The 20,912-nt window shown below is 60.2% G+C and carries 15 protein-coding genes and 1 pseudogene; 13 read left to right on the top strand and 3 right to left on the bottom strand.

What is annotated here, in order from left to right; translation table 11 throughout:
* Positions 1-75 precede the first annotated feature (75 nt).
* From ACYZTZ_RS25745 to ACYZTZ_RS25715, 7 genes are all read left to right on the top strand, one after another.
* A complete protein-coding gene (locus ACYZTZ_RS25745; RefSeq protein WP_008033249.1) occupies positions 76-606 on the top strand; it encodes a DUF5943 domain-containing protein in 531 nt (176 codons plus the stop codon).
* 15 nt (positions 607-621) lie between these two features.
* Positions 622-2,682, top strand: a complete 2,061-nt coding sequence (gene dgcA / locus ACYZTZ_RS25740; RefSeq protein ID WP_046045305.1) for a dimethylglycine demethylation protein DgcA — start codon at positions 622-624, stop codon at positions 2,680-2,682.
* A gap of 169 nt (positions 2,683-2,851) precedes the next feature.
* Complete coding sequence (gene dgcB / locus ACYZTZ_RS25735; RefSeq protein ID WP_462000061.1) at positions 2,852-4,801, top strand: dimethylglycine demethylation protein DgcB; 1,950 nt, start codon at positions 2,852-2,854, stop codon at positions 4,799-4,801.
* Complete coding sequence (gene etfA, locus ACYZTZ_RS25730) at positions 4,801-6,021, top strand: electron transfer flavoprotein subunit alpha (RefSeq protein ID WP_462000060.1); 1,221 nt, start codon at positions 4,801-4,803, stop codon at positions 6,019-6,021. The genes dgcB and etfA overlap by 1 nt, the downstream gene beginning before the upstream one ends.
* A gap of 15 nt (positions 6,022-6,036) precedes the next feature.
* The gene (gene etfB, locus ACYZTZ_RS25725) at positions 6,037-6,807 is read left to right on the top strand and encodes an electron transfer flavoprotein subunit beta (RefSeq protein WP_056739081.1); all 771 of its coding nucleotides are present in this window, start codon (positions 6,037-6,039) and stop codon (positions 6,805-6,807) included.
* A 146-nt stretch (positions 6,808-6,953) separates the two neighbouring features.
* The gene (locus tag ACYZTZ_RS25720; protein ID WP_056739083.1) at positions 6,954-7,520 is read left to right on the top strand and encodes a GNAT family N-acetyltransferase; all 567 of its coding nucleotides are present in this window, start codon (positions 6,954-6,956) and stop codon (positions 7,518-7,520) included.
* A 78-nt stretch (positions 7,521-7,598) separates the two neighbouring features.
* The gene (locus ACYZTZ_RS25715) at positions 7,599-8,798 is read left to right on the top strand and encodes a retropepsin-like aspartic protease (protein ID WP_462000059.1); all 1,200 of its coding nucleotides are present in this window, start codon (positions 7,599-7,601) and stop codon (positions 8,796-8,798) included.
* 680 nt (positions 8,799-9,478) lie between these two features.
* Here ACYZTZ_RS25715 and gbcA read toward each other — a convergent pair.
* Complete coding sequence (gene gbcA / locus ACYZTZ_RS25710) at positions 9,479-10,774, bottom strand: glycine-betaine demethylase subunit GbcA (RefSeq protein ID WP_046045311.1); 1,296 nt, start codon at positions 10,772-10,774, stop codon at positions 9,479-9,481.
* A 284-nt stretch (positions 10,775-11,058) separates the two neighbouring features.
* On the opposite strand from gbcA, the gene gbcB reads away from it, so the two are divergent.
* Positions 11,059-12,159, top strand: coding sequence for a glycine-betaine demethylase subunit GbcB (gene gbcB, locus ACYZTZ_RS25705; protein WP_056739089.1), 1,101 nt, complete (start codon positions 11,059-11,061; stop codon positions 12,157-12,159).
* A gap of 123 nt (positions 12,160-12,282) precedes the next feature.
* Here the strand turns inward: gbcB and ACYZTZ_RS25700 are convergent, their stop codons facing one another.
* Both ACYZTZ_RS25700 and ACYZTZ_RS25695 read right to left on the bottom strand, forming a co-directional pair.
* Positions 12,283-13,107, bottom strand: a complete 825-nt coding sequence (locus ACYZTZ_RS25700; protein ID WP_462000058.1) for an SDR family oxidoreductase — start codon at positions 13,105-13,107, stop codon at positions 12,283-12,285.
* A gap of 110 nt (positions 13,108-13,217) precedes the next feature.
* Positions 13,218-14,258 (bottom strand): threonine aldolase family protein, encoded by a 1,041-nt coding sequence (locus ACYZTZ_RS25695; protein ID WP_046045314.1) that lies wholly within the window; start codon positions 14,256-14,258, stop codon positions 13,218-13,220.
* A 133-nt stretch (positions 14,259-14,391) separates the two neighbouring features.
* Between ACYZTZ_RS25695 and ACYZTZ_RS25690 the strand changes: the two are divergent.
* The 5 genes and pseudogenes from ACYZTZ_RS25690 to ACYZTZ_RS25670 all read left to right on the top strand — a co-directional run bounded on the left by ACYZTZ_RS25690 (position 14,392) and on the right by ACYZTZ_RS25670 (position 20,893).
* Positions 14,392-14,723, top strand: a pseudogene (locus ACYZTZ_RS25690) (TraX family protein).
* 284 nt (positions 14,724-15,007) lie between these two features.
* Positions 15,008-16,261 carry a serine hydroxymethyltransferase gene (gene glyA, locus ACYZTZ_RS25685; protein WP_033053962.1) on the top strand — a complete coding sequence of 418 codons (1,254 nt, stop codon included), beginning with the start codon at positions 15,008-15,010 and terminating at the stop codon, positions 16,259-16,261.
* A 23-nt stretch (positions 16,262-16,284) separates the two neighbouring features.
* On the top strand, positions 16,285-17,535 hold the full coding sequence (locus tag ACYZTZ_RS25680) for a sarcosine oxidase subunit beta (RefSeq protein WP_007947735.1): 1,251 nt from the start codon (positions 16,285-16,287) through the stop codon (positions 17,533-17,535).
* Between the two features lie 14 nt (positions 17,536-17,549).
* Positions 17,550-17,879 carry a sarcosine oxidase subunit delta gene (locus tag ACYZTZ_RS25675; RefSeq protein WP_123368610.1) on the top strand — a complete coding sequence of 110 codons (330 nt, stop codon included), beginning with the start codon at positions 17,550-17,552 and terminating at the stop codon, positions 17,877-17,879.
* Positions 17,876-20,893 (top strand): sarcosine oxidase subunit alpha, encoded by a 3,018-nt coding sequence (locus tag ACYZTZ_RS25670; protein WP_462000057.1) that lies wholly within the window; start codon positions 17,876-17,878, stop codon positions 20,891-20,893. Before ACYZTZ_RS25675 ends, ACYZTZ_RS25670 begins: the two co-directional genes overlap by 4 nt.
* Positions 20,894-20,912 lie beyond the last annotated feature (19 nt).

Below are 20,912 nucleotides of genomic sequence, written 5' to 3'. Positions count from 1 at the left end.
ACTGCACCTCTGAATCCTTTCCCCCGGCCGTCCGTGCCGGGGGCAACACCAAAATTTTTCTGGAGTTAAGTTTCCATGGCCAAGATCGCCCCGCAATTGCCAATCGAAGTCGACAGCGAAACCGGTGTCTGGACCTCCGACGCCCTGCCGATGCTGTATGTGCCGCGTCATTTCTTCGTCAACAACCACATGGGCATCGAGGAAGTCCTGGGCGCCGACGCCTACGCCGAAATCCTCTACAAGGCCGGCTACAAATCCGCCTGGCACTGGTGTGAAAAAGAAGCTGAATGCCACGGCCTGGAAGGCGTTGCGGTGTTCGAGCACTACATGAAGCGCCTGTCGCAGCGCGGCTGGGGCCTGTTCAAGATTCAGGACATCGACCTCGACAAAGGCACTGCCAGCGTCAAGCTTGAACACTCGGCGTTCGTCTACGTGTACGGCAAGGTCGGGCGCAAGGTCGACTACATGTTCACTGGCTGGTTTGCCGGTGCCATGGACCAGATTCTGCAAGCCCGTGGCAGCAAGATCCGCACCGTTGCCGAACAGGTTTACGGTGGCTCCGAAGAAGGCCACGACGACGGCCTGTTCACCGTCAAGCCGTTGTAAGTCGAGGAACCCGCCATGGCTTTCGAAGCAATGTTCCAGCCGATCCAGATCGGCAAACTGACCATCCGCAACCGCGTGCTCAGCACCGCGCACGCCGAGGTCTATGCCACCGACGGCGGCATGACCACCGACCGGTACGTCAAGTATTACGAAGAGAAAGCCAAGGGCGGGATCGGCCTGGCGATTTGCGGCGGTTCCTCCAGTGTGGCCATCGACAGCCCGCAAGGCTGGTGGAAGTCGGTCAACCTGGCCGACGACCGGATCATTCCGCACTTCCAGAACCTGGCCGATGCCATGCACAAGCATGGCGCCAAGATCATGATCCAGATTACTCACATGGGTCGTCGTTCCCGTTGGGACGGCGAGCATTGGCCAACCCTGCTGTCGCCTTCGGGCATCCGTGAGCCGGTGCACCGTGCGACCTGCAAAACCATCGAGCCGGAAGAAATCTGGCGGGTGATCGGTAACTACGCCAGCGCCGCCGCGCGGGCCAAGGCCGGTGGCCTGGACGGCGTCGAGCTGTCCGCCGTGCACCAGCACATGATCGACCAATTCTGGAGCCCGCGCGTCAACAAACGTACCGACGAATGGGGCGGCAGCTTCGAAAACCGCATGCGTTTCGGCCTGGAAGTGATCAAGGCTGTGCGGGCTGAAGTCGGCCCGGATTTCTGCGTCGGCATCCGTCTGTGCGGTGATGAATTCCACCCGGACGGCTTGTCCCACGAGGACATGAAGCAGATCGCCAAGTACTACGACGACACCGGCATGATCGACTTCATCGGCGTGGTGGGTTCGGGTTGCGACACCCACAACACCCTGGCCAACGTTATCCCGAACATGAGTTATCCACCGGAGCCGTTCCTGCACTTGGCGGCCGGTATCAAGGAAGTGGTGAAGGCCCCGGTGCTGCACGCGCAGAACATCAAGGACCCGAACCAGGCGACCCGTATTCTGGAAGGCGGCTACGTGGACATGGTCGGCATGACCCGCGCCCACATCGCCGACCCGCACCTGATCGCCAAGATCAAAATGGGCCAGGTCGACCAGATCAAACAATGCGTCGGCGCCAACTACTGCATCGACCGTCAGTACCAGGGTCTGGACGTGTTGTGCATCCAGAACGCCGCGACCTCCCGTGAATACATGGGCGTGCCGCACATCATCGAGAAGTCGACCGGTGTGAAGCGCAAAGTTGTGGTGGTCGGTGCCGGTCCTGCCGGGATGGAAGCTGCGCGTGTGTCGGCCGAACGTGGCCACGACGTGACCCTGTTCGAGAAGAAAGAATTCATCGGTGGGCAGATCACTACCGCGTCGAAAGCTCCGCAACGGGACCAGATCGCCGGTATCACTCGCTGGTTCCAGCTGGAATTGGCGCGTTTGAAAGTCGACCTGCGCTTGGGCGTGGCGGCGGATGCGGCAACCATTCTCGACCTGCGTCCGGACGTGGTGGTGCTCGCCGTCGGCGGTCATCCATTCCTGGAGCAGAACGAGCACTGGGGCGCGGCTGAAGGCCTGGTGGTCAGCAGCTGGGACATCCTCGACGGCAAGGTTGCACCAGGCAAGAACGTGCTGGTCTACGACACCATTTGCGAGTTCACCGGGATGTCGACCGCCGACTTCCTCGCCGACAAGGGCAGCCAGGTCGAGATCGTCACCGACGACATCAAACCGGGCGTGGCGATTGGCGGCACCTCGTTCCCGACGTACTACCGCAGCATGTACCCGAAAGAAGTGATCATGACCGGGGACATGATGCTGGAGAAGGTCTACCGCGAAGGCGACAAGCTGGTGGCGGTGCTGGAAAACGAATACACCGGCGCCAAAGAGGAGCGGGTGGTGGACCAGGTCGTCGTCGAAAACGGCGTACGTCCGGACGAAGAAATCTATTACGCGCTGAAGGAAGCGTCGCGCAACAAAGGCCAGATGGACATCGAAGCCCTGTTCGCGATCAAGCCGCAACCTTCGTTGAGCCAGGCAGGCGACGGCTACTTGCTGTTCCGCATCGGCGACTGCGTGGCGCAGCGCAACACCCACGCGGCGATCTACGACGCGTTGCGGTTGTGCAAGGATTTCTAAGAGCTTGTGGATAACCCTGTGGGAGCGAGCTTGCTCGCGATGAACGATAACGCGGAGTTTCTGATGCACCGCGTCGCCTGAATCGCGAGCAAGCTCGCTCCCACAGGAATCGGGCAAGGCATCCAGGTAGTTTGGCCTGCAAGACCCTGCGGTCTTTGGGAGCTTCACCATGTTGAACACCCTTCTTCCAATCCTGTTGTTCGCTGCCCTGGGCCTTGCCGTCCTCGGCGCGTTGCGGCGGGTGGCTATGTGGCGCCGAGGCCGGGCTTCGAAAGTCGACCTGATCGGCGGCCTGTTCGCCATGCCCAAGCGTTACATGGTCGATTTGCACCATGTGGTCGCGCGGGACAAATACATCGCCAACACTCACGTCGCCACGGCTGGCGGTGCGGTGGCGTCCATTGTGCTGGCGATCCTGGTTCACGGTTTCGGCCTGCACAATCGCATTCTCGGTGTTGCCCTGTTGATTGCCTCGGCGGTGATGTTCGCCGGTGCGATTTTCATGTTCCTGCGTCGTCGCAACCCACCGGCTCGCCTTTCCAAAGGGCCATGGATGCGTCTGCCGAAAAGCCTGTTGGCGTTCTCTGCGAGCTTCTTCCTGTTGACCCTGCCGGTCGCCGGCATCCTCCCGGAAAACTTCGGTGGTTGGGTGGTGGCTGCGATCCTCGGCGTCGGTGTGCTGTGGGGCGTTAGCGAACTGTTCTTCGGCATGACCTGGGGCGGGCCGATGAAACACGCCTTCGCCGGGGCCCTGCACCTGGCCTGGCACCGTCGCGCCGAACGCTTTGGCGGCGGCCGTTCCACCGGTTTGAAACCGCTGGACCTGAACGATCCAAACGCGCCACTGGGCGTGGAAAAACCCAAGGATTTCACTTGGAACCAATTGCTCGGTTTCGACGCCTGCGTGCAGTGCGGTAAATGCGAAGCTGCGTGCCCGGCGTTCGCCGCCGGCCAGCCGCTGAACCCGAAAAAACTGATTCAAGACATGGTCGTTGGCCTGGCCGGTGGCACCGACGCCAAGTTCGCTGGCAGCCCTTATCCGGGCAAAGCCATCGGCGAACACGCCGGTAACCCGCATCAACCAATCGTCAACGGTCTGGTGGACGCTGAAACCCTTTGGTCCTGCACCACCTGCCGCGCTTGCGTCGAGGAGTGCCCGATGATGATCGAGCACGTCGACGCCATCGTCGACATGCGCCGTCACCTGACCCTGGAAAAAGGCGCGACCCCAAACAAGGGCGCCGAAGTCCTGGAAAACCTGATCGCCACCGACAACCCTGGCGGCTTCGCCCCGGGTGGGCGGATGAACTGGGCGGCGGACTTGAACCTCAATCTGATGAGCGAGAAGAAATCCGTCGACGTGCTGTTCTGGGTCGGCGACGGTGCCTTCGACATGCGCAACCAGCGCACCCTGCGCGCCTTCGTCAAAGTGCTGAAAGCGGCCAAGGTCGACTTCGCGGTGCTGGGTCTCGAAGAGCGTGACAGCGGTGACGTGGCCCGACGTCTGGGCGACGAAGCCACCTTCCAGTTGTTGGCCAAACGCAACATCCAGACCCTGGCCAAGTACAGCTTCAACCGCATCGTCACCTGCGACCCGCACAGCTTCCACGTGCTGAAAAACGAGTACGACGCCTTCGACGGCAACTACCTCGTGCAGCACCACAGCACTTACATGGCGGAAATCATCGGCGCTGGCGCCCTGAACCTCGGCCAGCACAAAGGCAGCAGCGTGACTTATCACGATCCGTGCTACCTCGGCCGTTACAACGGCGAATACGAGGCACCGCGTGAAGTGCTGCGCGCCCTGGGTATCGAGATCAAGGAAATGCAACGCTCCGGTTTCCGCTCGCGCTGCTGTGGCGGTGGTGGCGGTGCGCCGATCACCGACATCCCGGGCAAGCAACGGATCCCCGACATGCGCATGGAAGACATCCGCGAAACCGGCGCCGAACTGGTGGCCGTGGGTTGTCCACAGTGCACCGCGATGCTCGAAGGCGTGGTCGAACCCCGGCCGCTGATCAAGGACATCGCCGAACTGGTGGCGGACGCGTTGCTCGAAGACGCAGCCCCGAGCAAGCCGACCAAACCGGCCCAACGTGAACCTGCGGAGGCCCACTGATGAGCGACATTATCCGCCGCGACCCACGCGCCGAATGGATCGCCCGTAACCGTTTGCACCCGCTGCACGCGGCCATGCAACCGGCGCAACACAGCTGGATGGGGCCTAATGGCGTCATCCGCAAGAATCCCCATGGCATCGGTTTTATCGGTCCCAATGGCATCAAGCGAATCGACCGCAGCGGCGCTCAACAGGGCGGGGCGAGCAAACGCTCGGCTGCGGTTGAAGTCCAGTTGCCGCTGCATCAAGTGCCTGCACCTGCGTTTTACATCAGCGTGGTGCCGGACATGGTCGGCGGCCGCTTGAGCAGCCACGACCGCGACTTGCTGGGGTTGGCGCATCAGTTGGCCGGTACGGACGGCGCGGTATTGGCCGTGGTCTTCGGTGAACACAAAGAGAATGCCTTCGCCACCGCTGGCGTCGATCGCTTGCTGGTGCTCGACGGTGACGAATTCAGCGGTTATGCACCGGAACAACGGGTCCAGGGCCTGCGGGCTGTGGATAACCAGTTCAGCCCGCGTCACTGGTTGCTGCCGGACAGCCGCAGCGGTGGTGGTGAACTGGGTCGACGCTTTGCCGCCGCGCTGGGCGAACGCCCGGCCACGCGGGTCTGGCAGGTCAAGGATCAGGAATGCATCGGCCGCGCCGGTGCCGGTTTGCAGGACCTTGCGCGCCCGGTTGCACGCTTGATCCTGGCCGCCGTCGAATGCGCCGAACCGGTCAGCGAAACCCGTCACGAAGCCTTGCCGGTGGAGTTATCCACAGCGCTGGCGCGCAGTCTCTCGCGCATCGAGGATTTGGGCGCGGTGGCGGTCGATCCGGCGGCGATTCCGATGGCCGAAGCCGAGTTCATCTTCTCCGGCGGCAACGGGGTCAAGGACTGGGGACTTTTCCACAGGACCGCCGAAGCGCTGGGCGCTACCGAAGGCGCGTCCCGAGTGGCGGTGGACGATGGCTTCATGGCGCGCGACCGTCAAGTCGGCGCGTCCGGCACCTGGGTCACCGCACGTGTCTACGTGGCGGTAGGGATTTCCGGGGCGATCCAGCACCTGCAAGGCATCGGTGCCTGCGACAAGGTGGTGGCAATCAACCTCGACCCTGGTTGCGACATGATCAAACGGGCCGACCTGTCGGTGATCGGCGAAAGCGCCGAGATTCTTCAAGCCTTGATCGACGCGGTAGAGGCTTACCGCAACGAAGCCAAGCGCGATGCGGCTTAAGGGAAGGAAAGGGTTATGAGCACGAAAATCATCAGCCTGGTGTCCATCGGCGCCCACCCGACCTCCGGCCGGCCACGTCGCGCGGAGCAGGATGCGCGGGCGGTGGAGCTGGGCCTGCAACTGGCTGGGGATAACCTGCAAGTGCTGCATGCCGGCGACGTCGCGGAACCGGCGCTACGCGCGTATCTGGGCATGGGCCTGGAACAGCTGCACGTGCTTGAGCAGCCGGAAGGCGCCGATGCACTGCCGGCATTGACCGCGTATTTGCGTGACGCCGGGGCTCAGGTCGTGCTGACCGGTAGCCAGGCGGAAACCGGCGAAGGCTCTGGCATGTTGCCGTTCTTGCTGGCCGAAAGCCTGGGCTGGCCGCTGGTCGTCGGGCTGGCTCAAGTTGAATCCATCGATGGTAATTCAGCACTGGTGCTGCAAGCTTTGCCGCGCGGTCAGCGCCGTCGCCTGAAAGTACGGCTGCCGTTCCTCGCGACTGTGGATAACGCCGCGCCGAAGCCTCGGCAGAGCGCTTACGGTCCGGCCCGACGCGGGGTGTTGCAGGCGGATGAAGTCGAAGTGATCGACGATGAACTGCTGGCAGTCGCCACGCTGCAACCGGCCAAGCCACGGCCTAAACGCTTGAAGGTGATCAAGGCCAAGAGCGGCGCGGACCGGATGAAAGCTGCGACTGCCAAGGCCAGTGGCGGTGGCGGGCAGGTGCTAAAAGGGTTGAGCGCCGAGGCGGGGGCTGAGGCGATTCTCAAGTTACTGATCGAAGAAGGCGTGGTCCGCTAGCGAATAACCAATACAGATTTAATGTGGGAGCGAGCCTGCTCGCGAAAGCGGTGTGTCAGTCAACATCTCCGGCGACTGATCCATCGCTTTCGCGAGCAGGCTCGCTCCCACAGGGTGCTCCTGTCACCGACATTTATGGGGAAACAATGACCGTTGAATTTCGTTCGGCCCTGCGCGCGGATGCGCGGGAGATTGCTCGCTTGTTCCAGATTTCGTCAGAAGGTGCTGCGGATTACATCTGGAGCCATCTGGCGCAGCCCGGTCAGGATTTACTGGACGTGGGCGCCAGTCGTTACGCCCGTGACGACGTAGATTTTTCTTATCAGAACTGCCTCATCGCCGAGGTTGATGGAAACGTCATTGGCATGATGCACAGCTACGTGATGCGTCACGATCCGCTGGCGCCTCCAGTAACCGATCCGGTTCTGGCGCCGTACGCCAAGATGGAAATCCCCGACACTCTCTATATATCCAGCCTGGCGCTCCATGAAGGCTGGCGAAACCAGGGCCTGGGCAAGCAATTCCTCGCCTACGCTTACGACCGTGCCAACCAGCTGGGGCTCAATGGCTTGAGCCTGATCGACTACGCGGTGAACACCGGCGCCCGTCGGTTTTACGAGCGACATGGCTTTCGTATCGTCGATACCTGCCAAATCACTCCCCATCCGATGATTCGGGTCACGGGTGAGGCCTATCTGATGTATCGGCCCTGATGAGCTACATTTCACTATGAGCTGCTCAGGGGTGCCGCAGCGCTAGTTCATAAAACTCGTTTTCAGAATGGGTTGAACATGAAAGCGGTCAGTCGGCGTGAGACATGTCTGATCGGCGGCGTGAATTCAAAGTCGTCTCTGGTGCTGCTTGCATTTTTTATCTGTGCAGCAACAAGTGCGATGGCTGATACCCGCCCGGCAGCTCCGGATTTCTACACATGGTTAGAGTCCGAACAGGGACAAAAAGCATCCTTGGTGCAGCTGAAACAGCAATGCGCCAAGGTGTTGGATGCTGAAAAAAACCTGAATTGTTCAGTGTCCGTTCTCGCCCGAATGTTCGAGGCCAAAACCGCAAACCAGATTCCCGAATACTATCTGGCGATCAAGCGTCGTCACGCTCAAGCAATCGCGAATGATCCTGAACTCAACGCAATGTTTTCCATGTTCGGCAGCGAATCCCTCGCGACCTTGCGGGCGGTCGGCGATTTCTCGGTGACAAGAGCGAAGCGGCACGAGGTGCTGGCGATTCATCCTTACGCCAGTGACGGTCACGCGACTGACGAGGTGCTGCCCTACCTCGATGTCAAAGCGGCCAATGGTGTCTTGTCGCGCTTCATTCTGGACACCGGCGCACCGCAAACCCGGGTCAACCTCGACACTGCGAAGCTGATGGGAGTCAGGTTATTAAGCGACTCTCACTATGGCTACAGCACGTTTTATGGTGAACGTGACCTGTCTGCCAGACTCGGGATCTTTGAGTCTTTAAAGATAGGCTCAAGCGAGTTCAGAAACGTCCTGGTGTTTGTCAGCGACCGGGAAAACCTGTTGGGGCTTGATTTGCTCGGTAAGTTGGGGCGTTTGAAGGTCACCCAAAAGACCCTGGAGCTTAACGCCGAATCTCCCGCGCGATGTGATTCGCCAATTACCTATGCGCGCATCGACATCAATCAACGACTGACCATTGCCGCACGCCTGGATCGTCGGGCGACGCCGGCGATTATTGACACCGGCAATGTTGATTACCTGACGTCCTCCTCGCCGGGCAACTCACCCATTCATGTCACCGATAAGCCGCGCTCCCAAATCTTCAAGGGTGAATTGAGCCTGGCGGGACATATCCAACTGGTCACTTACAACTACTACCCGGACTTTACGATTCCTCCGTCGTTGTTGCTGGGTCAGTACGTGCCTTCGCTTTTGCTTGGGTGGGGTGCATTCAATGACTATGAGTTGAATCTGGACATCGACTCGGGCCGGTCGTGTTTCAACAGGACCTGATCGAGGTTACCCACAATCCCTGTTAGCGCTTCTGTGGATAACGTGTTCGCCCATCGCTACACCCCATACAAATCAAGCCCTACAACCCTTCGTACAAAAAACAACCAGCCTAACTTGCGGTTTTTTCGGGCTTTTTCCAGAGGATAACTTTGGAAGCGAGCCAATACTTGCCCCCAATCTCTGTTAGCGCATCTGTGGATAAGATGTTCGCTGTCCTCTACAGACCATATAAACCGGGCTTATTAGGCGAGTGATCAAAAAACGATCAAATCGTCGTTTTAGACCGAGAAACCTCGCGCAAACCCCGATTTATCGCGGCTTCCAACGGTTTTCCACAGATCCGCCCAAGTTGCCCCCAAAGTCTGTTGGCGCTTCTGTGGATAAGGTGTTCGCCATCCTCTGCAAGCCACGTATAACGTGCCTTACAAGCTTCCGATCAAAAAACAACCAATCGCTGCTCAAAACCCTGCTTCTGGATAAGTCACGGATTTTCTTCAGTTTCTGTGGAGAAATTTTGCGCCGTAAACCGAGTTGTCCCCATTTGCTGTGGGTGGAGGTGTGGATAACTTGTTCGCGAACCGCTGCAGCCCCATGCCAGCGGCAGCTCTAAAGCGATTGATCGAAATTTGAACAATAAAAAACCGCGAAACATGTTCGCGGTTTTTTTTCAGCGGGATCGGTCAGCCTTGAACCGGAACCCCTTTGAGGTAAGGCGCAGGTTCCGCGCCCAGATTGTTCAGCAAACGCTCGCTGTACCAGTCCACGAAGTTCACCACGCCAAACTCATAGGTCTTGGAGTAAGGGCCTGGCTGGTAAGCCGTGGAGTTGATGCCGCGCTGGTTCTCTTCGGCCAGACGACGGTCCTGGTCGTTGGTCGCATCCCAGACCTGGCGCATGCGCTCCACGTCGTAGTCCACGCCTTCGACGGCGTCCTTGTGGACGATCCACTTGGTGGTGACCATGGTTTCCTGCGCGCTGATCGGCCACACGGTGAACACGATGATGTGGTCGCCCATGCAGTGGTTCCACGAGTGCGGCAAGTGCAGGATGCGCATCGAGCCCAGGTCCGGGTTTTTGATCCGGCCCATGAGTTTGGCGCAGCCTTGTTTGCCGTCCAGGGTCATCGACACGGTGCCCTTGAGCAGCGGCATGCGCACGATGCGGTTACGCAGGCCGAAGCTGGCGTGGGCGTAAGGGATCTTCTCGGCTTCCCAGGCAGCGGCGGAGGCGGCGACGTGGTCCTTGAAGGCCTGGTCGGCACGCGGGTCGGTGACGTCGTCCCATTCCAGCAGGGTTTTCAGCAGTTCCGGGTGCGACGCGTTGCAGTGGTAGCACTCGCGGTTGTTTTCCAGCACCAGTTTCCAGTTGGCCTTTTCCATCAAGGTGGTGGTAATCGCCACCTTGGTGTTCTCCATGTCGTACGGTTCCATGTAATGGTTCAGCGTCGACAGGAAGTCATCAATGGCTGGCGGATTTTCCGACAGGCTGATGAAGATGTAGCCGCCGGCAGTCTTCACGTTGACCGGTTTGAGGCCGTACTCCTTCATGTCGAAGTCGGCGCCCATCTCGGTGCCGGCGAACAGCAGACGACCGTCCAGTTCGTAGGTCCACTGGTGGTAGTGGCAGACCAGTTTGGCGACTTTGCCTTTTTCACTGGTGCACAGCCGCGAACCACGGTGACGGCAGACGTTGTGGAACGCATGGATCACGCCTTCGGCGCCGCGAATCACGATGATCGGGTTCTTGCCGACTTGCAGGGTCAGGTAGTTACCCTTGGTCGGGATTTCGCAGGCCATGCCGGCGATCAACCACTCTTTCTGGAAGATTTCCTGCATGTCGATATCAAACAGCCGCTCGTCAGAGTAAAACGGCTGCGGCAGCGAGAAAGTGCGCTCGCGCTCTTGCAGCATCTGCGCGGTGGCCTTGCGTGCGGGTTCCAGCGGATCGCCCAGGCTGATTTTTGCGGTGACGTCCATCGATTTGATCCTCAAGGCCATTCTGTGCGGCCGGCGAAAGTGGCTGATACGGTTTGCTACGCAAGGGTGTAAAGAAATCGTCTTTGTGTGGAGCGAGTGTGGGGCCGGCGCTGGGCAGAACCTTATCCATGGGCGACATGGCCCAATCTGTTCCCGACGCGCAACCCCCGGTAGATGCAGGCTGGTCGCGATAAGTATGTGAATGTCGCAGATAGGTAAATGGGTGGTTCGCACGTTACGCAGAATCGCCAACATAAGGCCGACCATCGGCGGTGGAGAACAGCATGTCCAACAGCTTCCTGAATCCGGTAACCACCCAGACCTGGGCCAATGGTCGACACATCGTCCGTTGCGTCAAAGTCATCCAGGAAACCTGGGATGTGCGCACCTTCTGCTTTATGGCTGACCAGCCGATCCTGTTCTTCTTTAAACCGGGGCAGTTTGTCACCCTGGAGCTGGAAATCGAAGGGGTGCCGATCATGCGCTCCTACACCATTTCCAGCTCACCGTCGGTGCCGTACAGCTTTTCGGTGACGATCAAGCGCGTGCCGGGCGGCAAAGTCTCCAACTGGCTGCACGACACCCTGCACGAAGGCCAGGAGCTGGCGGTGCACGGGCCGGTCGGGCTGTTCAACGCCATGGACTTCACCGCGCCGAAGGTGTTGTACCTCAGCGGCGGTGTCGGTATCACGCCGGTCATGTCGATGGCGCGTTGGTTCTACGACACCAACGGCAACGTCGACATGGTGTTTATCCACAGCGCCCGTTCGCCTAAAGACATCATTTACCACCGCGAGCTGGAACACATGGCGTCGCGGATCGATAACTTCAGCCTGCACCTGATCTGCGAGAAGCATGGTCTGGGCGAGCCGTGGGCGGGTTATCGCGGTTACCTGAACCACAAGATGCTAGAGCTGATGGCGCCGGACTTCATGGAGCGCGAAGTCTTCTGCTGTGGCCCGACGCCGTATATGAATGCGGTCAAGCGCATGCTGGAAGCGGTCGGCTTCGACATGTCGCGTTATCACGAGGAATCGTTCGGTGCTACGCCAGCGGAAGCCCGTGCTGATGCGGTGGAACAAGCCGAAATCGCCGCAGACGCGCCGGACATCGACGTGGCGGACTTGCACCAGGTGGAATTCACTGCATCCGGGAAAAGCATTCGTGTGGCACCGGGGGAAACCGTTCACGCCGCCGCTGCCAAGTTGGGTCTGTTGATTCCGAAGGCGTGTGGGATGGGGATCTGCGGGACGTGCAAGGTGATGAAGCTGGGCGGGGAGGTCGAGATGGACCACAACGGCGGGATCACCGAGGAAGACGAAGCCGAAGGGTTCATTCTTTCGTGCTGCAGCGTGCCGAAGGGCGACGTGCGCATCGAGTTTTAAGCAACGCCAATCCCTTGTGGGAGCGAGCCTGCTCGCGAAGACGTACTGACATTCAACATTGATGTTGACTGATCCGGCGCTTTCGCGAGCAGGTTTTGTATTCTTTTCTGATCGGTTGTTTCTTCAGTCGACAAACAGGTCCGGCATCAGCGGGTCGGTGGTGTCAGGCGCGAACCGATACGGTTCAAAATCCGTCACCCCGTGTTCACCCAGGATTTCCTCATCAATCAGCAATCGCCCAGTAATGCTGCGACCGCTGCTGCTCAGAATCACATGGGCGGCATCGGCCATGATCGCGGGCGTGCGCGCATGCTTGAACGACTCGCGTGACCCCAACTGAAACTCGATGGCGGCGGTGGCGATCATCGTCTGCGGCCATAACGAATTGACGCTGATGCCATAGGCCGAAAACTCCTCACTCATGCCCAATGTCAGCATGCTCATGCCGTATTTGGTCACGGTGTAAGGGCTGTACTGCGCAAACCATTTGCTCGCCAGATTCAGTGGCGGGGAAAGGCTGAGGATGTGTCCGCCGCTTTTCTTCAGATAGGGCAGGGCGGCCTGGCTGCACAGGAGCACGGCGCGGGTGTTGATCTGGTGCATCAGGTCGAAGCGCTTGAGCTCGATGTGTTGAACCCCGGTCAGTTTGATCGCCCCGGCGTTGTTGATCAGCGCATCAATGCCGCCGAAATGCTCGTTGGCCTTGGCCAGAGCCTCGCGCACCGCGACTTCATCACGCACATCCACCTGCAAGGCCAGCGCCTTGCCGCCCGCGGCTTCGACTTCCTTGGCCACGCTGAAAATCGTGCCCGGCAACTTGGGGTGCGGCTCGGCGCTTTTCGCGGCAATCACAATGTTGGCTCCATCCCGCGCAGCCCGCAGCGCGATCTCACGACCAATCCCGCGACTGGCACCGGTGATGAACAGGGTTTTGCCTTTCAATGACATGCGTGCGCTCCTGATTATTGTTATCTGAGCAGATTAATGTAGACCAAGGCGTGCGCCCCGATTGATCGTTCCCACGCGGAGCGTGGGAACGATCAGTAGGCTGGCGGGTTTTACCGGGACATGACTTCGCGAATATCCGCCGCCAATTCCCGTACGCGTTCTTCTTCGGTGTCCCACGAGCACATGAAGCGTGCGCCGCCGTTGCCGATGAAGGTGTAGAAGCGCCAGCCCTTGGCCGTCAGTGCAGCGATGGCCGGTTCCGAGAGTTGCAGGAACACGCCGTTGGCCTGCACCGGGAACATCAGTTCCACGCCTGGAATATCGCTCACCAGCTCAGCCAGCAACTGCGCGCAGTGGTTGGCGTGGCGGGCGTATTTGAGCCAGGCGTCGTTTTCCAGAATCCCGACCCAAGGCGCCGACAGGAAGCGCATTTTCGACGCTAGTTGCCCGGCCTGTTTGCAACGGTAATCGAAGTCTTCGGCCAGTTTGTGGTTGAAGAACAGAATCGCCTCACCTACCGCCATGCCGTTTTTCGTGCCGCCGAAGCACAACACGTCGACACCGGCCTTCCAGGTCAGGTCCGCTGGCGAGCAGCCGAGGAACGCGCAGGCGTTGGAGAACCGCGCGCCGTCCATGTGCAGGTTCAGGCCCAGCTCTTTGCACGTGGCGCTGATGGCGCGGATTTCTTCCGGGGTGTAGACGCTGCCGACTTCGGTGGCCTGGGTCAGGGTCACGACGCGCGGTTTCGGGTAGTGGATGTCCTGGCGCTTGAGCGCGATTTCGCGGATCGATTCCGGGGTCAGCTTGCCGTTCTCAGTGCGGGCGATGAGCAGCTTGGAACCGTTGGAAAAGAATTCCGGTGCGCCGCATTCGTCGGTTTCGACGTGGGCGGTTTCCGAGCAGATCACGCTGTGGTAACTCTGGCACAGCGACGACAGGGCCAGGGAGTTGGCCGCGGTGCCGTTGAAGGCGAAGAATACTTCGCAGTCGGTTTCGAACAGTTTGCGGAAATCGTCTGACGCGCGTGCCGTCCATTCGTCGTCGCCATAGGCGCGTTGGTGGCCGTGGTTGGCCTGTTCCATGGCAGCCCAGGCTTCAGGGCAGATACCGGAATAGTTGTCGCTGGCGAATTGTTGGCTCTTATCGGTCATGGCCCTGCTTTCCGTGGTCGAGACTCTTATGGTGAAGAATCTCGTGGTCAATGATGGTGCGCACTTTACCGAAGATCATCCGGAGAGCACACGCGATGCGTCTGACAGAAAAATACAAAGACGACGGGCAATTATGCACAGGACGCAAAGGGATGGGGCACTGGATCTGCTCAAGTGGCTGGCGCTCTTGAGCATGGTGCTCGATCACCTGCGATATGTTGGTTATTCCGTCGATCTGCTGTATGTGCCGGGGCGGTTGGCGTTTCCCTGGTTCTGTCCGCGCGGTTTCACAATGTTGAAGCCATCCTCGGCATCGCCGCTTGTCTGATTGCGCCACTGGCCGGCCTGCTTTTGCTGCGTTACGCCGGTCAGCTTAAGCCGCCGCCTCCAATGCGCCGCTGGGCGTATGCCTTGTATCCGTTGCACTTTCTACTGTTGCTCGCAGTGCGACAGGTCATCGCCTAACCCCTGTGGGAGCGAGCCTGCTCGCGATGAGGGAGTGTCAGGCGACATCAATGTTGCTGACTCACCGTCATCGCGAGCAGGCTCGCTCCCACAGGGGATCTCTGCTGGTTTGGAGAGTGTGTTCGGCATGCCATTCTCCGCCATGTCGTAAACGCACCTTTGCGTGGCGTCCGTAGGCATTTGGCCTGTCTGCGCCGGTCATACCATCGCATTCAAAGGGCACTGTCGAAACACCAGTGCCTTACCGAGACGAATGGCGCATAGATGCCGCTGGGAGAGACGCGATGTTCAGCAAGCAAGACCAGATCCAGGGTTACGACGATGCACTGCTGGCGGCGATGAATGCCGAGGAGCAACGCCAGGAAGATCACATCGAGCTGATCGCGTCAGAGAACTACACCAGCAAACGCGTCATGGAAGCGCAAGGCAGTGGCCTGACCAACAAATACGCCGAAGGCTATCCGGGCAAGCGCTACTACGGTGGCTGCGAGCACGTCGATAAAGTTGAAGCGCTGGCCATCGAACGCGCCAAGCAACTGTTCGGTGCTGATTACGCCAACGTGCAGCCGCATTCCGGTTCCTCGGCCAACAGCGCCGTGTACCTGGCTCTGCTGCAGGCCGGCGACACCATCCTCGGCATGAGCCTGGCCCACGGCGGTCACCTGACCCACGGCGCCAAAGTGTCGTCCTCGGGCAAGCTGTACAACGCCGTGCAGTACGGCATCGACACCAAAACCGGTCTGATCGACTACGACGAAGTCGAGCGCCTGGCCGTCGAGTGCAAGCCGAAGATGATCGTCGCCGGCTTCTCTGCTTACTCCAAGACCCTCGACTTCCCACGCTTCCGTCAGATCGCCGACAAGGTCGGTGCGCTGCTGTTCGTCGACATGGCTCACGTTGCAGGTCTGGTCGCTGCCGGCCTGTACCCGAACCCGCTGCCGTACGCCGATGTGGTCACCACCACCACCCACAAGACCCTGCGCGGTCCACGTGGCGGCCTGATCCTGTGCAAGTCCAACGAAGAAATCGAGAAGAAGCTCAACGCGGCAGTCTTCCCGGGTGCCCAGGGCGGCCCGCTGATGCACGTGATTGCCGGTAAGGCCGTGTGCTTCAAGGAAGCTTTGGAGCCTGGTTTCAAGGCCTACCAGCAACAAGTGATCGACAACGCCCAGGCCATGGCCGGCGTATTTATCAAACGCGGCTACGATGTAGTGTCCGGCGGCACCGATAACCACCTGTTCCTGGTCAGCCTGATCCGTCAAGGCCTCACCGGCAAAGAGGCGGATGCAGCACTCGGTCGCGCCCACATCACCGTGAACAAGAACGCTGTCCCGAACGATCCACAGTCGCCGTTCGTGACCTCCGGCCTGCGCATCGGCACCCCGGCGGTGACCACTCGCGGCTTCAAGGTTACCCAGTGCGTCACGCTTGCCGGCTGGATCTGCGACATCCTCGACAACCTCGGCGACGCCGATGTCGAGGCCAATGTTGCGCAGCAAGTTTCGGCCCTGTGCGCGGACTTCCCGGTTTATCGCTGAGCGCGGTTTTGGAGTAAATGACTATGCAACGCTACTCGGGCTTCGGCCTCTTCAAACACTCCCTCAGCCATCACGAAAACTGGCAGAAGATGTGGCGCACGCCGACCCCTAAAAAGGTCTATGACGTGGTCATCGTCGGCGGTGGCGGGCATGGTCTGGCGACCGCCTACTACCTCGCCAAAGAGCACGGCATCACTAACGTGGCCGTGGTCGAAAAAGGCTGGCTGGGCGGCGGTAACACCGCGCGCAACACCACCATCGTTCGCTCCAACTACCTGTGGGACGAGTCGGCGCACCTGTACGAACACGCAATGAAATTGTGGGAAGGCCTGTCCCAGGACCTGAACTACAACGTGATGTTCTCCCAGCGTGGCGTTTACAACCTGTGCCACACCCTGCAAGACATTCGTGATTCCGAGCGTCGGGTCAGCGCCAACCGCCTCAACGGCGTCGATGGCGAACTGCTCGATGCCAAACAAGTCGCCGACGAAATTCCGTACCTCGACTGCTCGAAGAACACTCGCTACCCGGTGATGGGCGCTACCGTCCAGCGTCGCGGCGGCGTGGCCCGTCACGATGCCGTGGCGTGGGGCTTTGCCCGTGCCGCCGACGCCTTGGGCGTGGACTTGATTCAACAGACCGAAGTGATTGGCTTCCGCAAGGAAAACGGCGTGTGCATCGGTGTTGAAACCAACAAAGGTTTCATCGGCGCCAAACGCGTCGGTGTGGTGACCGCCGGTAACTCCGGGCACATGGCCAAACTCGCCGGTTTCCGTCTGCCGATCGAATCGCATCCGCTGCAAGCGCTGGTGTCCGAGCCGATCAAGCCGATTATCGACAGCGTGATCATGTCCAACGCCGTACACGGTTACATCAGCCAGTCCGACAAGGGCGACCTGGTGATCGGCGCCGGCATCGACGGCTACAACGGCTACGGCCAGCGTGGTTCGTACCCGGTGATCGAGCACACCATTCAGGCCATCGTCGAGATGTTCCCGGTGTTGTCCCGCGTGCGCATGAACCGTCAGTGGGGCGGCATCGTCGACACCACGCCGGACGCCTGCCCGATCATCTCGAAAACCCCGGTGCCGAACATGTTCTTCAACTGCGGTTGGGGCACCGGTGGCTTCAAGGCAACACCTGGCTCGGGCAACGTGTTTGCCGCGAGTCTGGCCAAGGGTGAAATGCACCCATTGGCTGCACCTTTCTCCATCGACCGTTTCCACAACGGTGCGTTGATCGACGAACACGGCGCTGCTGCGGTTGCCCACTAACAGGAGAAATCCCCATGTTGCATATCTTCTGTCCTCACTGCGGCGAACTGCGCTCCGAAGAGGAATTCCACGCATCCGGCCAGGCGCACATCCCGCGTCCACTGGATCCGACCAACTGCACCGACGAGGAGTGGGGCGACTACATGTTCTTCCGCGATAACCCTCGCGGTCTGCACCACGAGCTGTGGGATCACGTCGCCGGTTGCCGTCAGTACTTCAACGCCACCCGTGACACCGTGACCTACGAGATCCTCGAGACTTACAAGATCGGTGCAAAGCCACAATTCACCGACAAGACCGATAGCCCGAAAGCGGCCGCCACGGCTCTGGGAGAGAAGGTATGAGCCAGATCAATCGCCTGTCCAACGGCGGACGGATCGACCGCAACAAAGTGCTGAGCTTCACCTTCAACGGCCAGAGCTACAAAGGCTTTGAGGGCGACTCCCTGGCCGCAGCCTTGCTGGCCAACGGTGTGGACATCATCGGTCGCAGCTTCAAATACTCCCGTCCGCGCGGCATCTTTGCCGCCGGCGCCGAAGAGCCGAACGCTGTGCTGCAGATCGGCGCGACCGAAGCCACGCAGATCCCGAACGTACGCGCCACGCAACAAGCGCTGTATCAAGGTTTGGTCGCCACCAGCACCAACGGCTGGCCGAGCGTGAACAACGACATGATGGGGATTCTCGGCAAGGTCGGCGGCAAGCTGATGCCGCCGGGCTTCTACTACAAAACCTTCATGTACCCGCAATCGTTCTGGATGACTTACGAGAAGTACATTCGTAAGGCCGCCGGTCTTGGCCGCTCGCCGACCGAGAACGATCCGGACACCTACGACTACATGAACCAGCACTGCGACGTGCTGATCGTCGGCGGTGGCCCTGCTGGCCTGGCTGCTGCACTGGCGGCTGCCCGCAGCGGTGCCCGTGTGATCCTCGCCGATGAACAGGAAGAGTTCGGCGGCAGCCTGCTCGACTCCCGCGAAAGCCTCGACGGCAAGCCTGCTGCCGAATGGATCGCCAGCGTCATCGCCGAACTGAAAGACACCCCGGACGTGCTGCTGTTGCCGCGCGCCACAGTCAACGGTTACCACGACCATAACTTCCTGACCATTCACGAGCGCCTGACCGATCACCTCGGCGACCGCGCCCCGATTGGCCAGGTCCGTCAGCGCATCCACCGCGTTCGCGCCAAGCGTGTAGTGCTGGCGACCGGTGCTCACGAGCGTCCGCTGGTTTACGGCAACAACGACGTGCCGGGCAACATGCTCGCCGGCGCTGTGTCGACTTACGTGCGTCGTTACGGCGTGGCACCGGGCAAAAAACTGGTGCTGTCGACCAACAACGATCACGCCTATCGCGTTGCTCTGGATTGGCTCGACGCCAGCCTGCAAGTCGTCGCCATCGCCGATGCCCGCAGCAATCCGCGCGGTGCGCTGGTTGAAGAAGCACGCGCCAAAGGCATCCGCATCCTGACCGGCAGCGCCGTGATCGAGGCCCGTGGCAGCAAGCACGTGACCGCCGCTCGCGTTGCCGCGATCGATGTCAAAGCGCACACCGTGACCAGTCCTGGTGAGTGGCTCGAGTGCGACCTGGTTGCCAGCTCCGGCGGCTACAGCCCGGTGGTTCACCTGGCGTCGCACTTGGGTGGCAAGCCGATCTGGCGTGAAGACATCCTCGGTTTCGTACCGGGCGAAGCACCGCAGAAGCGCGTGTGCGTCGGTGGCATCAACGGCGTTTATGGTCTCGGCGATTCCCTGGCCGATGGTTTTGAAGGCGGCGCTCGCGCAGCCAGCGAAGCCGGTTTCAGCGTGGTCGAAGGCACCTTGCCGAAAGCCCTGAGCCGTCTGGAAGAGCCAACACTGGCGCTGTTCCAGGTGCCGCACGAAAAGAACACCGCACGTGCGCCGAAGCAATTCGTCGACCTGCAAAACGACGTCACCGCGGCCGCCATCGAACTGGCAACCCGCGAAGGCTTCGAGTCGGTCGAGCACGTCAAACGCTACACCGCACTGGGCTTCGGTACTGACCAGGGCAAGCTCGGCAACGTCAACGGTCTGGCCATTGCCGCCCGTTCGCTGAACGTGACCATCCCGCAGATGGGCACCACCATGTTCCGCCCGAACTACACGCCGGTCACCTTCGGCGCTGTGGCCGGTCGTCACTGTGGGCACATCTTCGAACCGGTGCGTTTCACCGCGCTGCATCACTGGCACGTGAAGAACGGCGCCGAGTTCGAAGACGTCGGTCAATGGAAGCGTCCTTGGTACTTCCCGAAAAACGGTGAAGACCTGCACGCCGCCGTGAAACGCGAATGCAAAGCCGTGCGCGACAGCGTCGGCCTGCTGGACGCGTCGACCCTGGGCAAAATCGACATCCAGGGCCCGGATTGCCGTGAGTTCCTCAACCGCATCTACACCAACGCCTGGACCAAGCTCGACGTGGGCAAGGCCCGCTACGGCCTGATGTGCAAAGAAGATGGCATGGTCTTCGACGACGGCGTAACCGCCTGTCTCGCCGACAACCACTTCGTGATGACCACCACCACCGGCGGCGCTGCACGCGTGCTGCAATGGCTGGAAATCTACCACCAGACCGAATGGCCAGACCTGAAGGTGTACTTCACCTCCGTGACGGATCACTGGGCAACCATGACCTTGTCCGGGCCGAACAGCCGCAAGCTGCTCAGCGAAGTCACCGACATCGACCTGAGCAACGAAGCGTTCCCGTTCATGACCTGGAAAGAAGGTCTGGTCGGCGGTGTGCCGGCGCGGGTATTCCGGATTTCGTTTACCGGTGAACTGTCGTACGAAGTCAACGTGCAAGCCGACTATGCAATGGGCGTGCTGGAAAAAATTGTTGATGCTGGCAAGAAGTACAACCTGACGCCATATGGCACCGAAACCATGCACGTGCTGCGGGCCGAGAAGGGCTTCATCATCGTCGGCCAGGACACTGACAGCTCGATGACCCCGGACGACCTGAACATGGGCTGGTGTGTCGGTCGCACTAAACCTTTCTCGTGGATTGGCCAGCGTGGCATGAACCGCGAAGACTGCGTGCGTGATCAGCGCAAACAGTTGGTTGGCCTGAAGCCGATCGATCCGACCAAATGGCTGCCAGAAGGGGCGCAACTGGTGTTCAACACCAAGCAAGCGATCCCGATGACCATGGTCGGTCACGTCACCTCCAGCTATTTGCACAACTCCCTGGGCTATTCGTTTGCCATGGGTGTGGTCAAGGGCGGGTTGAAGCGCATGGGTGAGCGTGTGTTCGCACCGCTGGCCGATGGCAGCGTGATCGAGGCAGAAATCGTTTCTTCGGTGTTCTTCGATCCAAAGGGTGATCGCCAGAACGTATAAGTCGATCGTTCCCACGCTC

The organism is Pseudomonas sp. LB3P58, from assembly GCF_054897895.1.
This window is presented reverse-complemented; position numbering and strand designations above follow the sequence as displayed.